This window comes from Brevibacillus fluminis (assembly GCF_052072235.1).
GTDB lineage: Bacteria > Bacillota > Bacilli > Brevibacillales > Brevibacillaceae > Brevibacillus_D > Brevibacillus_D fluminis_A.
The window spans coordinates 1,983,850-1,997,881 of record NZ_CM125436.1 but is presented as its reverse complement, the minus strand read 5'-3'; the positions used below and the strand labels follow the sequence as shown (position 1 = coordinate 1,997,881).

Below are 14,032 nucleotides of genomic sequence, written 5' to 3'. Positions count from 1 at the left end.
AGGGAACACACGCATCTTATTGCTCCTGATATTCTCGTTTTTCCGCCAAAATGCTGTCGATCTTGTTCGCGAGCAGATCAAGCGCGACACGGTTGTAGCCGCCTTCAGGTACGATGATGTCCGCATAGCGTTTGGTCGGCTCGATGAATTGCAGGTGCATCACGCGCACCACATTCAAGTACCGGTCGATGACCGATTGGAGCGTCCGGCCCCGTTCCTCGATGTCACGCTGGATCCGCCTCACGATCCGCACGTCGGCATCCGTATCGACGAAAACCTTGATGTCCATCAAATCGCGGATGCGCTCGTCCTCGAAAATCATCATCCCTTCCAGGATGATGACATCTTTCGGCTCAACCAGGACGGATTCTTTGGCGCGGTTGTTCACCTTGAAGTCATAGACCGGCTTGCGGATGCTTCTGCCTGCCATCAGCTCTTGCAAATGATGCAGCAGCAAATCATTGTCGAACGCAAGCGGATGATCATAATTCGTATTGACCCGTTCCTCCGGGAGCATGTGCGACTGGTCTTTATAATAGGAGTCCTGCTCGATCATCGTAATGCTTTCATGTTGAAACTGTTTATATAAGGCGGAAGCAACGGTCGTTTTGCCGGAACCGCTTCCTCCCGCAACCCCGATCAAAATTGGGTGGTGCGCCATCTTGTAAATTCCCCTTCCTTACGTACGCAATACGCTGACAGCCAGTCCATCGCCGATGGGGATGAAGGTCGTGTCGAGCTGTGGATGCGCTGCCAAATAACGATTAAAACCATCGATTTTCTCAACCATTGGCCGCTGACGTGGCGTTGCGGATTCAGGATCAGCCACCTGACCGCGAAACAGCACATTATCGCTGATAACCAGGCCGCCTGGATTCAGGTGCGGCACATACAGATCGAGAAACGTGCGGTATTGCCCCTTTGCTGCATCAATGAACAGGCAGTCGAAGCGATAGCTCTCAGGCAAGCCTGTCGTCGCATCCTGATCCAACAGCTCGATGCGCTCGGTCACGCCCGCTTCAGCGAAATTTTGCCGTGCGCGGCTGATCCGCTCCTGGTCGATCTCCATCGTAACGATCCGGGCAGCGGGTGCTGCTTCCGCAAGCCAGATCGTCGAATACCCGATCGCCGTGCCGATTTCCAGAATCGATTTGGGCTGATGCTGCATCACCAAAAAACGCATCAGCTGCGCGGACGGCAGCTGGATGATCGGAATGTGCTCGGCGTGAGCCTCTTCCTCCATCCGGGTCAACAGCGGCGAACGTGCCGGAATGAGCGAGGCGATATACGCCTCAATTTGCGGTGCCGTAATCATACAAAAAAACCTCCTTCACACATTTGCTTACCAGTTTCCTCTGCTCTTTGCATCCTTGGCCAAATGCTCCGCGAGCGTTTTGGAAAAAAAGTGCTCGGAGGACCCGTCCTTTTTGGTGACGAAAAAGAAATAATCGGTTTTTGCCGGCTCCACGACAGCGGCCAGCGAAGCTCTGCCCGGATTGGCGATCGGTCCAGGCGGCAAGCCTTTGTGGATATATGTGTTATAAGGGCTGTTGATTTTGAGATCGTCAAACGTGATCCGATCCCGCTGCTTGCCCAGCACGAACTGAACGGTCGCACAGGACTGCAGCATCCAGCCATCGCGCATCCGGTTAAAAAACACACCCGCGACAATCGGACGCTCCTTGTCAACGACCACTTCCCGCTCAACGATCGAAGCCAGATTGACCGCGTCATCCACTGTCAAATTGTGCGCCTTCAGTGCGTTTTTCCATTCTGGCTTGAATTCCTTGTCGAACTGCCCCAGCATCTTGGCGAGAATGTCATGTGCGTTCGCGCCTTTGTTCACATCGTACGTTTCCGGAAACAAATAGCCTTCCAATCGATTTTTTCGCTCTTTGTTTTGCGGAATTTGGGCGACAAACGGAAATTCGGGAAACTGTCCTTCATTCGCTTCCTTTAAAAAATCGGCTTTGGCCACCAGACCTTTTTCCTCCAGCGACGCTGCGATTTGCTCGATATTCCAGCCTTCCGGAATCGTGAAACGGACCGAATTGTCTACCACGTCGCCCTCTTGGATCGGTGCGATCAGCTGCTCGATCGGAAGCCCTGCCGTGAGCTTGTATTCACCGGCCTGCAAATGGTTGCCGATTCCTTTCAGCTTCACATAATAGCGAAACAACGTACCGTTTTTGATGAGTCCGGCTTGCTCCAGAATCGTTCCGATCTCGGCGACCGATGAGCCTGGAGGAATTACAACCTGCTTGGTACCCGTGCCTTCGACGGGCTGCAGCTCGCAATAAACATAGAGTCCCCCTGCGCCCAATGCCACTATACCCAAGATGATGACACCGAGAATCAGCTTGATGATCCGATTGCCCCGGCGCCTCATCCCGTTATTCGCCGATCTGATCACAACCGGTCTCTCTATTTTTTTGTTCGGTTGGTTCAAGCACATAGCCTCCTCTGTCCCTCGTCGCCATACATTATACCGAAAGATTGTCCCGCTTGCACCATCTCGCGGCAGAAAAGTTGTCATCTTCCAACTGGCGATTGCAGCCAGCAAAAAAGCCGGCGGCCATGATGGCCCACCGGCTTTCCTCTTAGATGTCGTCTTTTTCCAGATCCGCGATCAGCGTCTCGAACGTAGCCTCGACGCGCTCCCACTCTTCATCGTCCTCGATCGGCTGGAGCATGTCCGTACCGTCGTAACGCAGGAAGTGCACCTCGTACTCTTCGTCCTCTTCTTGATCTACCGGGACCAACACCAGATAGGACTGGTCCTCGATGTCAAAAATGTACATGATCCGAAAATCGCGGGACTCGTCGTTCCCTTCCTCGGTCAACGCGATTACGTCGCCTACTTCAAACTCTTCCATCATCTCTTCACTCATGTTCGTCACCTCGAATTGGCGTCCAGGTATCCCTGCAAAATGAGGGTCGCCGCCATTTTATCAATTACTTTTTTGCGTTTTTCCCTGCTCACATCGGCGGAGATCAACATTTTTTCGGCTGCCATCGTGGTCAGTCGTTCATCCCATAGTGTAACCGGAAGAGAGAATTCCCGTGCCAATTTGTCAGCAAATTTTTGGCAAAGCTCGCCTCGCGGGCCGATCGTCCCGTTCATGTTTTTCGGAAGACCGACGACGATCTTCCCTACCTGATACTGTCCGATCAGCTCGCGCAGACGTGCCAAATCTTTTTCACCCGATTGGCGCCGGATCGTTTCGACCCCCTGGGCCGTCCAGCCCAATTCATCGCTGACCGCGACGCCAATCGTCTTGTCGCCATAATCCAAGCCAATTACTCGCATAATCCTCCGCTACGATTCTTTCTTCTGGTTGGCTAAATAGCCCCGCACCAATTCTTCAATCAATTTGTCGCGTTCGATCTTGCCGATCAGGCTGCGCGCGTTGTTGTGCCGTGGAATAAACGCCGGGTCCCCGGAGAGCAAGTAGCCCACGATCTGCGTGATCGGATTGTATCCTTTCTCCTGCAGCGCTTTGTACACCTCGGTCAAGGTTTCCCTCACCTCAGCTTCGCTATTGTCTTTAGGAACGGAGTATTTCATCGTATTATCCATGAAATTCATCTGTAACACCTCGGTTCGTCAAGGGTTTGATACCCAGTTTATTCGTCTGGCACCCCAAAAACTCCTGCTTGTTTATTTTGCAACCGCCTGGGTTTGTACCATTTCGAGTGCAGCTGCCAGCGCTTCGTTCAATTTGGATGGATCTTTTCCGCCGGCTTGCGCCATGTCCGGACGTCCGCCGCCGCCACCGCCGCAGCGCGTTGCCACCTCTTTGATGATTTTGCCGGCATGGAAGCCTTGGTCGATCAAATCTTTGGTGACGCCTGCAACCAGGTTCACCTTGTCGCCTTCCGCAGCTCCAAGCACGATGACGGCAGAGCCCAATTGGTTTTTCAATTCATCCATCATGCCGCGCAAGTTGTCCATATCGGTTGCGGATACGCGCGCAGCCAATACTTTCACGCCGCCGACTTCCTTGACTTGCTCGACGAGCGATGCAGCCTCGATGTTGCCCAGCTTGGCACGCAGCGATTCGTTTTCACGCTGCACTTCTTTGAGCTGCTGCTGGACCGCTTCCACACGGGCAGGCGTTTCCGCCAGAATTGGCGATTTAACGGCATGTGCCACCTCGCGCAGCGTCGACAGCTGCTGGTTCAGGTACTGGAACGCGCCGCGTCCGGTTACCGCTTCGATACGTCGCGTACCTGCGCCAATACCGCTCTCGCTCACGATTTTGAACAACCCGATTTCCGCTGTGTTGTTCACATGGCAACCGCCGCACAATTCCAGGCTGTAGTCTTCCACTTTTACCACACGCACGATGTCGCCGTATTTCTCACCGAACAGCGCCATGGCGCCCATTGCTTTCGCTTCCGCGATCGGTTTGAGCGAAATGTCCACAGCCAGATTCGCCCACACCTTTTGGTTGACGATCTGTTCGATTTGCTCCAGCTCCTCAGGCGTGATCGCGCTGATGTGGCTGAAGTCAAAGCGCAAACGCTCCGGCGCAACCAGCGAGCCTGCCTGGTTTACGTGTTTGCCCAGCACATCTTTCAGCGCCTGGTGCAGCAAGTGGGTCGCGGTATGGTTTTTCACGATATCGAGGCGCGCTTCGCGGTCAACCGCGCTGTGTACCTCTGCTCCTTTGGACAGGGAGCCTGCCTCAATCACGACGGTATGCACGTTTTGGCCCATCGGCCCTTTTTGCACATCAAGCACGCGCGCTTTGACCAAATCGGAGGTCAGCGTACCTTGGTCATTGATCTGACCGCCGCTCTCCGCATAAAATGGCGTGCGGTCGAGCACAACCTGCACGGTTTGCCCTTCCTCGGCTGTATCGACCAGCTGGTTGTCGGCAATGATCGCCACGACGGTGGAAGTGCTTTCCAATTCAGTATACCCAACAAATTCGCTTGTAACCGTCAGCTCGCCCAGCGGGCCGCCTTGAGTCTTCATGCTGTCCACATCTTGGCGGGCAGCGCGGGCACGCTCACGCTGTTCGTTCATCGCCTGGTCAAAGCCTTCGCGGTCAACGGTCAGCCCTTGCTCCAATGCGAAATCCTCGGTCAAATCAACCGGGAAGCCGTATGTGTCATACAGCTTGAACGTGTCTGGTCCGGAGAGTTGCGTGCCGCCGGCTGCTTTCGTCGCCTTCACCATGTCGGAGAGAATGTTCAAGCCGTCATTCAATGTTTCATGGAAACGCTCTTCTTCGGCGCGAATCACTTTTTCGATAAAGGAGCGCTTCTCGGTGATTTCCGGATAATGGTCGCCCATCATGTCGCAGACAACACCGGTCAATTGCCACAGGAACGGCTTCTCGATCCCGAGCAGCTTGCCCATGCGGACAGCGCGGCGGAGCAAACGGCGGATGACATAGCCGCGGCCTTCATTGGATGGCAGCGCGCCGTCGCCAGTCGCGAACACGACGGTACGCACGTGGTCGGCGATCACTTTCAATGCCACATCGGTTTCCGCGCTCGCTTTGTAAGCGACGCCGGACAGTTTGCTGGTTGCCTCGATCAGCGGGAACAGCAAGTCCGTTTCGAAGTTGTTGTCTTTTCCCTGGATAACGGATGCCATCCGCTCCAGCCCCATGCCGGTATCGATGTTCTTTTTCGGCAATGGCGTGTACGTGTGGTCCGGATTATGGTTGAACTCGGAGAACACCAGGTTCCAGATTTCCAGATAGCGTTCGTTTTCTCCGCCAGGATACAGTTCAGGATCATTCGGATCGTTGCCGAAGCTCTCGCCGCGGTCATAGAAAATCTCGGTGTTCGGACCGGATGGGCCTTCGCCGATGTCCCAGAAGTTGCCTTCCAAACGGATGATCCGCTCTGCCGGAATGCCGATCTCGTTGTGCCAGATCGCATACGCCTCGTCATCTTCCGGATGGATGGTAACGGACAGCAGCTCAGGATCGAAACCGATCCATTCCGGGCTGGTCAAAAATTCCCATGCCCAGTGAATCGATTCTTTTTTGAAATAATCGCCGATGGAGAAGTTGCCCAACATTTCAAAGAACGTATGGTGGCGGGCTGTGCGGCCGACGTTTTCGATATCGTTGGTGCGGATCGATTTTTGCGAGTTCGTGATGCGCGGATTGTCTGGAATCTCGCGTCCATCGAAATATTTTTTCAGCGGCGCCATCCCGCAGTTGATCCACAAAAGAGACGCATCGTCATGCGGCACAAGCGGTGCGCTCGGCTCCACATGGTGCCCCTTGCTTTTGAAGAAATCGAGATACATTTGACGAATTTGATTACCGGTTAATTTCTTCATCATTACCAAACCTCCTAAAAAAATAAAAAAAGCCCTCATCCCCTCAGGGACGAGAACTGTTTTCTCGCGGTACCACCCTGCTTACAGATTCGCCGTGGCGCACATGCGCGTCGTGGCAAAACTGTCGCTTTCAGAGACGATAACGGCGTCTGACCGCTGGTTTTTTCCCAGTCTTCGGATTAGCCTTCGGCAACTCTTCTTTTGAACGCCCTTGCAGCCGGGGGGCGCTCTCTCTGGAAAAGGTCTGCTGCCTACTCGATCCTTCATCGATCACTATTCCATTTTGCTGGAATGGTAGTTCATTCGTATTATAGATTTTTCCTGCAGCGATGTCAATCTTCGCGCATGATCAGGGCGATTCTGCTGATGACGACCTTCAGGATGGCCAGCACTGGCAGCGCGACGATCAGCCCGACAATCCCGCCGATCGCCTCCCCGGTGAGCAAGGCAAGGATGATCAGGAGCGGGTGCAGATGAAGCGAACGTCCGACGATGTTGGGCGAAATGATGTTGCCTTCCAGCACCTGAATGACCAGGTTGACGGCCAAGACGACCAGCACGGTTTTCGTCGAGATGGTAAATGCGATGACAAGCGCAGGCGCCGCCCCGATGATCGGCCCGATGTACGGAATGATGTTCGTCAGGCAAACGAACGAAGCGAGCACAAACGGATACGGCATATCCACCAGCCAATACGCCAAATAGGCGCACGCCCCGACGATTAAGGCCACGACCATTTGCCCGTGCAAATATTTGCCCAGCGAGTCGTTTACATCGCGCAGCAATGCCTGTGCGTGCTTGCGGTAGCGCCGCGGGATGATCAGCATGCCGCCCTCATGGATCGACTTCATGTCTTTAAGCAAATAAAACGCGATAAACGGAATCACCGCATAGGCAAGCAGCTTCCCGATCGTGCTTTTGGCATTGTTGACGATTTGTCCGATCCCTGCCGCCATCTTCTCCTGCGACTGGACGATGACACGGTCCACCCCGTTGGAGATGCTTTGCGGCAAAAAATATTTGTGATATTCCCACTCCTGCAGCCACGAATGGTACCAATTGGTCAGCCGGGGAATATCGTCTGACAGCTCGATCAGCTGTTTGGTGAACACCGGGATCGCATTGACGCACGCAATCACGACGACAAGCACGAACGACAGGTAGATCAGCAGCACGGCCACCATCCGTGGAACCCTTCGCCGCTCGAGCATGCAGACGATCGGGTGAAGCAGGTACGCGATCAAAATGCCGAACAAAAACGGAACGAGAATTTCCTCGATGACATGCCAAGCCTTGGTCCAGATCGGCCGCAGAAACCATAGCAGGCTCAGAATCACGAGCACCAGGATCACATTGACCGCGATCTGCACGAAGCGGGATTGCCGCACCGTTTCCATGCCCGAATCCCTCCTATTCTTTCCTCTCCACTAGCATGTGCAGTGCCAAAAAGAAACATGTACACCTATTGACAGCCAGCCAGTAACAGATTAGAATCAACTTATATGATTCACCTCCAAAGGGGAGTAGCTGGACTGTACAGTCGTCATTACGGGAATCACATTCCCCGGTTGTACAGACAACGGACACGTTGTAAGCAAGACCTTTGCCATTTACGGTAAAGGTCTTTTTTGCGCAAAAAACGACCTTTGCCAAGCCTTGGCGAGGTCGTTTTGGTTTTTCGGCCTTGCGTGAGAAAAAAACAGAAAGAAAAAGGAGATGGGAGTATGGAATGGTTGTCACTTGATTTTTTCTCCGCGCTGTTGGCCATCGTTGTGATTGATTTGGTGCTGGCCGGCGACAATGCGATTGTCATCGGCATGGCCGCGCGCAACCTGCCGAAAGAGCAGCAGAAAAAAGCGATCGTGTACGGGACGGTCGGCGCGATCATCATCCGTGCGCTGGCGACGCTTGCGGTTGTGTATTTGCTCAAAATACCCGGCCTATTGGTCGCAGGCGGCCTGATGCTGGTCTGGATCGCCTACAAGCTGCTGCAGGAAGACAAAGAAGCGCACGGGAGCGGCATGAAGACCGGCACCAGCCTGATGGCGGCGATCCGCACCATCGTCGTGGCAGATACGGTCATGGGCATCGACAATGTACTCGCCGTCGCCGGTGCCGCGCACGGAAGCTTTGGGCTGGTCATCACCGGCCTGGTCATCAGCGTTCCGCTGATGGTGTGGGGAAGCAGCTTCGTGTTGAAGCTGATGGAGCGGTTTCCGTCGACGATTTACATCGGGGCCGCGGTGCTCGCTTATACGGCTGGCAGCATGATCACGAGCGAAGCCTTGTTGAAGCCGTATGTTGGCGAAAACCCGCTGATCAAATGGGGCATCATCCTGGTCGTGATCGCCGGTGTCCTCTGGTTTGGCCGACGCCGTCCGCAGTCTGCGCAAGCCGATGCGCATGAAGTGGACGAACGCAGCGCAATGTAATGACTCCGCAAGGCAAACGTGAAACCCCGTCCGGGCAGCCAGACGGGGTTTTTCCATTCTCACTTCATATCGACCCATTTCAAATCGCTGTTGCCAAGCGGATCTTGGTAAATGCCGTGGGCCACATTGTCCCCTTCGACCCATGCGCGCGTATAGTAATAGATCGGGATGAACGGCATTTCATCCATGATGATCTGCTCTGCCTCCGCGAACAGCGCTTTGCGTTTCTGTGGATCAGTCTCTTTGCCGGCCTGGTTGACCAGCTCCTTGTATCTTGGATTTTCCCAGCGCGTATCGTTGTTGCCGCCGTTTTTGTCCTTGAACACCTCAGCATAATTGATCGCGTCGTTGAAGTCCGGAATCCAGCCGATGCGGCCGACCTGGTATGTTCCTTGATGCAGCGTTTCCAGGTAAACCTTGAATTCCTGACTCTCGATTTTGGTATCGACCCCGAGCGCTTTTTTCCATTGTCCCTGAATCGCTTCCGCAATCTTTTTGTGCCCGTCTCCGGCATTGTGCGAAATCGTGATAGGCGGCCGCTTGGTAATGCCGAGCTCCTTCATTCCTTCCGCCAACAATTGCTTGGCGGTCTCGACATCGTTGTCTTTAAAATATCCGTCAGGCTTCACGGCCATCGATGGTGGAAAAAGTCCCATCGCCGGCAACTGGTCAGCTTGCGTGACATTGTCGATCAGGCTTTTGCGGTCGATCGCATAGGCGAACGCTTTGCGAATCTTGGCATTGTTGAAGGGAGCTTTTTCTGTGTTGAATTTGTACCAGTACGATGTGGCGATCGGTTTGATTTTCACCTTGCCGGAATCTTTCAGCGATGGCATCGCATCGAGCGGAATGGTGTTGTATGGCGCGCCATCCCAATCCAATTCGCCATTATCAAACATGGACAAAGCGGTGTTTTCGTCCTCGATCATGCTGACATCGATTTTATCCATTTTGACGTTGTCTTTATCCCAATAGGTGTCGTTTTTCGTCAACTCGATTTTGCTTTTGTGCTGCCAATCGGCCAATTTGTACGGTCCGTTGCCAACATGCGTCGCAGCCTCGAGCGCCCATTTCGGATTGGCTTTGACCACCTTCTCATTGACCGGCATATAGGTCATGAATGCCGTCAGCTCCAGGAAGAACGGCGTCGGATTCGCCAGCTTCACTTCCAGCGTCTTGTCGTCAAGCGCTTTTACGCCGACATCTTCCACTTTCCCTTTTTTCGTATTGTAGGCTTCCCCGCCTTTGATGTAGTAAAGCTGGTACGCATAATTGGATGCCGTCTCCGGCGCGAGCGCCCGTTTCCACGCGAACTCAAAATCATGGGCAGTCACCGGATCGCCGTTGCTCCATTTCGAGTCGCGCAGGTGGAACGTATAGGTCAAGCCATCGGGCGACACGTCGATTTTTTCCGCAACTTCCTCATGTGGCTTGTCGTCTTCGCCGATTCGGGTCAAACCGGCAAACGTCGAGGTCACCATCATATTGGACTGATTATCCTCGGCGATCGCCGGATCAGCCGTAGAAGGCTCTGACGTAATGGCGATGCGGAACAGCTTCGGCTTGGCACTGTCTGTTTTTGCAGCCGATGGCGCAGTCGCCTCCTGGTTTGTTGTGGATGGTTGTGCGCTCTCTTGCGTCTGATTGCCCGCACAGCCTGCCATCGCGGCGGAAGCCAAGGCGATGGAGCTGAGTAATACAAAAGCGTTCTTTCTCATGGATGATACCCCCTAAACGGTATTGACCATTAATTTACAACGCTTTCAAATTTATTTGAATACTTCGTGAATATATTTTATTTTGATTTATCTAAAAATTATTTATAAAAAATCATGAAGATCGCAAGTGTTTTCCTTTGTTTATTTTTCCGTTGTCCAAACGGGTTTTCCCTTTATTTCCCTTTATAAAAAATAATGATTTCACAGATGCAAAAAAACAGCCGCCCGCATCGGACAGCTGCTTTTTTGATTATCTGGCTACGGCTGTTCGCAAGGAACGAAAAAGCATCGTTCCTGCTTTCATCATATTTTTGCGCGACAGAGGCAAACGATTGATGTTCAACGAAAACCCATTGCGACGTTTCGGGATCAGCATATAGCCGATGGCGGCTACGATACCGCTTGTGATCAGTACACTTAACAGATTGCGTCGAGACATCTTCATTCCTCCTCTAAGCGTTTTGGGCGAAACGATCGATGGCTGTTTTATTGGGCAGGCAAAACCTGATCTTCAAAAAACAAATCGTTCAACGACTGCAGAGAACCATCTTCTTCGACCTGGTAGATCGAGGATACCTGTTCTCCCGCCACGCTCAATTCGACGTAGCAGTTCCAGCAATAGTATTGGTTTGTACCAATTTTGCCGATATCTTTGGAATTACAATTGGGGCAAATCACTCGCATGACGCTCTCCTCCTTGCACCTCTTACGCCTGGATACGAATTGAATTGGGTACGATCAGCGTTTCATCCCCGATAATACAACCATCTTTTGCGGCGAGACGTTTGCGCCCCTCCGTCAAATCCGTTATCCACCCGTTTGATAATTCATACCCTACAAGCTTCTCCCAATTCGTGGAGAAGTAAACATCTTCGATGGTTCCCAGCCGTTCCCCTTTATCGGTCACGACTGTTTTTCCTTTAAGCTTGGACTTTCCCGTAACCAGGCTGATCGTTTCCAGGTTTCGCAGCGTATGCAGAGGAGTTAACGCCGAATCGTCATGCACGGTCAGGTAATCCTGGCCCACTGAATGAATCGCTTGAAACGGAATGTACATCCCATCGTGCATCCAGTTTGCCTCTTTGGTGACGACTCCCAGCGTACGTCCGCAAGCGTCACAAAGAATATCGCGGACCATTCCTGTCACTTGTCCGCTGGCAACTGAAAGAATCGGCAGGCCTATAGCATCCAGTGCTTTGCGCATCAGGGACATCCCTCCCGCCTTTGTAGTATCAGGCAAGAGGCTACTCCTCATACGAAACAAACTGTTCCAACCATCAGCTGTTCACACGAAGGCGCTGGTTCAAATGACTGTAGCGCACGCCTTCGTCATCGTTTTCGACCGCCATGCGAAACGCTTCCTGATCACCACACATAATCAGAAACGACTTGCTCCGCGTGATGCCGGTATACACCAGCTTTCTGCGGAGCATCCGGAAATAATTCCGGACGAATGGCATGATCACGATCGGGAATTCACTGCCCTGCGATTTATGAACGGAGCAGCAGTACGCGAGCGTAAGCTGGTGGTACTGCGACCGCCGATAGACAACATCTCTCCCGTCAAAGGAAATGACCATCTGCTCTTCATTTTCCTCATTCTCATTCGGACGGAAAATCGCCTCAATTTCGCCCATATCGCCGTTGAACACATGTTCTTCCGCGTTGTTGACCAATTGCAGCACTTTGTCTCCCGTACGGAATACGGTCTCCCCGAACGTAATCTCCCGTTTCGTCTCGGAAGCGGGATTAAACAGGGCCTGCAGCTCTGCGTTCAGCTGGTTGACCCCTGCCACACCTTTGTACATCGGGGCCAAAACCTGAATATCTTTCGCAGTATACCCTTTTTTTACGGCCCCGGCGCAAATTTGTTTCACAATTTTTACGACATCTTGTGGCGAACTTGTGAAAAAGCGCCGATCCGGCAAAAACGTCAGCAAATCATCCGGTACTTTTCCTTGGCGAATGTCATGTGCAAGCCTGATGATGGACGATTCTTCCGCCTGACGATAAATATCGGTAAGCTGGACACGCGGTAAAAAATCAGCTGACAACAGATCGAGCAGCACATTTCCCGGGCCGACGGATGGCAGCTGGTCCGGGTCGCCGACCAGAATGATCTGGATGTCGTCCGGCAGCGCACGGAACAGCTGATTGGCAAGCCAAATGTCGACCATGGACATTTCATCGACGATCAGCAATCGCCCCCGCACCTGCTGCTCCTGATCGTGCTCGAATTGCTGCCCGTTCCACCCCAATAGACGGTGAATCGTCATCGCGGGCAGCCCCGTTGTCTCGGTCATGCGCTTCGCGGCACGGCCTGTCGGTGCGACCAGCAAGATCGGAAACGGATTTTCATGCTGATCGTATTTTTTCAGATCAAGGGAGATGCCGTGCAGCTGTGAAAACACGCGGCAAATCCCCCGAATGACCGTCGTCTTCCCTGTACCCGGTCCGCCTGTCAACAGCATGAAGCCGGAGGAAACCGCTTTTTCGACCGCCTCTCGCTGCGTCGGGGCATAGGTGATGCCCAGCTCATCCTCCACCCTGCCAAGCGCACTGTAAAATTCGGATGCGGGAAAAACGGTCTCCGGCTCCCGATCGGCATAGTAGCGCACGCGTTTGGCAAAACCGATTTCCGCAAAGAACAGCGACGGCAAATAAATTTTGTCGTCATCATCGTAGTACAGCTTTTGGGCGAGATGCATCTCCTGAAGGGCGCCCTCCGCTTCTTCGTGGGTAAACGTGTGGCCCCCGGCTTCCTGCAACAGTTGCAGCGTCCGCTCGCACACATCTTTCATGGGCAAATATACGTTTCCTTCCCCATAGGACGCTTCCTGCATGATATAAATCGCAGCCGCCTGCAGCCGCTCCGGCGAGGATGCCGCCACACCGGTTGCCCGCGCAATTTCATCTGCACGTTTGAACCCGATCCCTTGAATATCCTCGATCAGTTTATACGGCGTTTCGGTCAGAACCGTCATCGTCGCCAGCTTGTACGTCTGATAAATCCGCAGCGCCAAATGCACGCCGATGCCGAATTCGTACAGAAAGACCATCGTCCTCTCCAGCGAGCGATGCTCCAGCACGGAATCATAAATGAGCTTTGCCCGGGTCGGCGAAATGCCCGGAATCGCTTGCAGCTGGTCCGGATCATCTGCGATGACGCTGAGCGCGTCCACCCCCAGATGCTCGACGATCCGTTTGGCCAGCTTTTTGCCGATGCCGGTAAACAGTCCGCTCGCCAAATAGCGTTCCACGCCTGACTTTGTTTTCGGTGTTTCCCGTTCGTACCGGCTCACGATATATTGCGAGCCGAATTTGGGATGAACCTTCCATTCCCCGTAAAAGGTATACAATTCTTCTTCATGCGGCCGAGGGAAGTGTCCGACTACAACGGTTTCCTTGTCTTTGATTGGCTCGGTGGTCTCTTCCACCCGTACCCGAAACACGCCGTACCAGTTTTCTTCGTTATAAAAAATTTCTTGGACAACATGGCCGCGCACGTAGGTTTCGGCAAACAGCGAAAGGGATTCTTGCGCCATCAAGACCCCTCCTTTCTCCAGTACCGT

General features: G+C 53.2%; 14 protein-coding genes. 1 reads left to right on the top strand and 13 read right to left on the bottom strand.

The features are described from left to right. Window positions 1-16 precede the first annotated feature (16 nt). From udk to ACTID9_RS09900, 8 genes are all read right to left on the bottom strand, one after another. Window positions 17-661 carry a uridine kinase gene (gene udk / locus ACTID9_RS09935; protein WP_441071084.1) on the bottom strand — a complete coding sequence of 215 codons (645 nt, stop codon included), beginning with the start codon at window positions 659-661 and terminating at the stop codon, window positions 17-19. Window positions 662-679: 18 nt separating this feature from the next. Further along, a complete protein-coding gene (locus tag ACTID9_RS09930) occupies window positions 680-1,315 on the bottom strand; it encodes an O-methyltransferase (protein WP_441071082.1) in 636 nt (211 codons plus the stop codon). A gap of 27 nt (window positions 1,316-1,342) precedes the next feature. After that, on the bottom strand, window positions 1,343-2,389 hold the full coding sequence (mltG, locus tag ACTID9_RS09925; RefSeq protein ID WP_441072533.1) for an endolytic transglycosylase MltG: 1,047 nt from the start codon (window positions 2,387-2,389) through the stop codon (window positions 1,343-1,345). A 211-nt stretch (window positions 2,390-2,600) separates the two neighbouring features. Further along, a complete protein-coding gene (locus tag ACTID9_RS09920; protein WP_441071080.1) occupies window positions 2,601-2,891 on the bottom strand; it encodes a DUF1292 domain-containing protein in 291 nt (96 codons plus the stop codon). A gap of 5 nt (window positions 2,892-2,896) precedes the next feature. After that, window positions 2,897-3,310 carry a Holliday junction resolvase RuvX gene (ruvX, locus tag ACTID9_RS09915; protein ID WP_441071078.1) on the bottom strand — a complete coding sequence of 138 codons (414 nt, stop codon included), beginning with the start codon at window positions 3,308-3,310 and terminating at the stop codon, window positions 2,897-2,899. A gap of 9 nt (window positions 3,311-3,319) precedes the next feature. Beyond that, window positions 3,320-3,589, bottom strand: a complete 270-nt coding sequence (locus tag ACTID9_RS09910; protein WP_122917571.1) for an IreB family regulatory phosphoprotein — start codon at window positions 3,587-3,589, stop codon at window positions 3,320-3,322. A 72-nt stretch (window positions 3,590-3,661) separates the two neighbouring features. Then, window positions 3,662-6,310, bottom strand: coding sequence for an alanine--tRNA ligase (alaS, locus tag ACTID9_RS09905; RefSeq protein WP_441072531.1), 2,649 nt, complete (start codon window positions 6,308-6,310; stop codon window positions 3,662-3,664). A gap of 332 nt (window positions 6,311-6,642) precedes the next feature. Beyond that, the gene (locus tag ACTID9_RS09900; RefSeq protein ID WP_441071075.1) at window positions 6,643-7,707 is read right to left on the bottom strand and encodes an AI-2E family transporter; all 1,065 of its coding nucleotides are present in this window, start codon (window positions 7,705-7,707) and stop codon (window positions 6,643-6,645) included. 327 nt (window positions 7,708-8,034) lie between these two features. Here ACTID9_RS09900 and ACTID9_RS09895 point away from each other — a divergent pair, with 327 nt between their 5' ends. Next, the gene (locus ACTID9_RS09895; RefSeq protein WP_441071073.1) at window positions 8,035-8,742 is read left to right on the top strand and encodes a TerC family protein; all 708 of its coding nucleotides are present in this window, start codon (window positions 8,035-8,037) and stop codon (window positions 8,740-8,742) included. Between the two features lie 59 nt (window positions 8,743-8,801). On the opposite strand, the gene ACTID9_RS09890 is transcribed toward ACTID9_RS09895, so the two are convergent. From ACTID9_RS09890 to recD2, 5 genes are all read right to left on the bottom strand, one after another. After that, window positions 8,802-10,460: a peptide ABC transporter substrate-binding protein gene (locus tag ACTID9_RS09890; protein WP_441071071.1), complete on the bottom strand. Its 1,659-nt coding sequence runs from the start codon at window positions 10,458-10,460 to the stop codon at window positions 8,802-8,804. 250 nt (window positions 10,461-10,710) lie between these two features. Next, the gene (locus ACTID9_RS09885) at window positions 10,711-10,899 is read right to left on the bottom strand and encodes a hypothetical protein (RefSeq protein WP_441071070.1); all 189 of its coding nucleotides are present in this window, start codon (window positions 10,897-10,899) and stop codon (window positions 10,711-10,713) included. A gap of 47 nt (window positions 10,900-10,946) precedes the next feature. Then, the gene (locus ACTID9_RS09880; protein ID WP_122917566.1) at window positions 10,947-11,144 is read right to left on the bottom strand and encodes a hypothetical protein; all 198 of its coding nucleotides are present in this window, start codon (window positions 11,142-11,144) and stop codon (window positions 10,947-10,949) included. A 22-nt stretch (window positions 11,145-11,166) separates the two neighbouring features. Next, on the bottom strand, window positions 11,167-11,664 hold the full coding sequence (locus ACTID9_RS09875) for a PRC-barrel domain-containing protein (RefSeq protein ID WP_441071068.1): 498 nt from the start codon (window positions 11,662-11,664) through the stop codon (window positions 11,167-11,169). Window positions 11,665-11,737: 73 nt separating this feature from the next. Then, entirely contained in the window at window positions 11,738-14,005 is a 2,268-nt protein-coding gene (gene recD2, locus ACTID9_RS09870) for an SF1B family DNA helicase RecD2 (RefSeq protein WP_441071065.1), read from the bottom strand. Window positions 14,006-14,032 lie beyond the last annotated feature (27 nt).

What these genes read in the sequence shown, in the direction of transcription:
- udk (WP_441071084.1), bottom strand. Translation starts at nt 661, where the DNA reads ATGGCGCACCACCCAATTTTGATCGGGGTTGCGGGAGGAAGCGGTTCC.
- ACTID9_RS09930 (WP_441071082.1), bottom strand. Translation starts at nt 1,315, where the DNA reads ATGATTACGGCACCGCAAATTGAGGCGTATATCGCCTCGCTCATTCCG.
- mltG (WP_441072533.1), bottom strand. Translation starts at nt 2,389, where the DNA reads ATGAGGCGCCGGGGCAATCGGATCATCAAGCTGATTCTCGGTGTCATC.
- ACTID9_RS09920 (WP_441071080.1), bottom strand. Translation starts at nt 2,891, where the DNA reads ATGAGTGAAGAGATGATGGAAGAGTTTGAAGTAGGCGACGTAATCGCG.
- ruvX (WP_441071078.1), bottom strand. Translation starts at nt 3,310, where the DNA reads ATGCGAGTAATTGGCTTGGATTATGGCGACAAGACGATTGGCGTCGCG.
- ACTID9_RS09910 (WP_122917571.1), bottom strand. Translation starts at nt 3,589, where the DNA reads ATGAATTTCATGGATAATACGATGAAATACTCCGTTCCTAAAGACAAT.
- alaS (WP_441072531.1), bottom strand. Translation starts at nt 6,310, where the DNA reads ATGAAGAAATTAACCGGTAATCAAATTCGTCAAATGTATCTCGATTTC.
- ACTID9_RS09900 (WP_441071075.1), bottom strand. Translation starts at nt 7,707, where the DNA reads ATGGAAACGGTGCGGCAATCCCGCTTCGTGCAGATCGCGGTCAATGTG.
- ACTID9_RS09895 (WP_441071073.1), top strand. Translation starts at nt 8,035, where the DNA reads ATGGAATGGTTGTCACTTGATTTTTTCTCCGCGCTGTTGGCCATCGTT.
- ACTID9_RS09890 (WP_441071071.1), bottom strand. Translation starts at nt 10,460, where the DNA reads ATGAGAAAGAACGCTTTTGTATTACTCAGCTCCATCGCCTTGGCTTCC.
- ACTID9_RS09885 (WP_441071070.1), bottom strand. Translation starts at nt 10,899, where the DNA reads ATGTCTCGACGCAATCTGTTAAGTGTACTGATCACAAGCGGTATCGTA.
- ACTID9_RS09880 (WP_122917566.1), bottom strand. Translation starts at nt 11,144, where the DNA reads ATGCGAGTGATTTGCCCCAATTGTAATTCCAAAGATATCGGCAAAATT.
- ACTID9_RS09875 (WP_441071068.1), bottom strand. Translation starts at nt 11,664, where the DNA reads ATGCGCAAAGCACTGGATGCTATAGGCCTGCCGATTCTTTCAGTTGCC.
- recD2 (WP_441071065.1), bottom strand. Translation starts at nt 14,005, where the DNA reads ATGGCGCAAGAATCCCTTTCGCTGTTTGCCGAAACCTACGTGCGCGGC.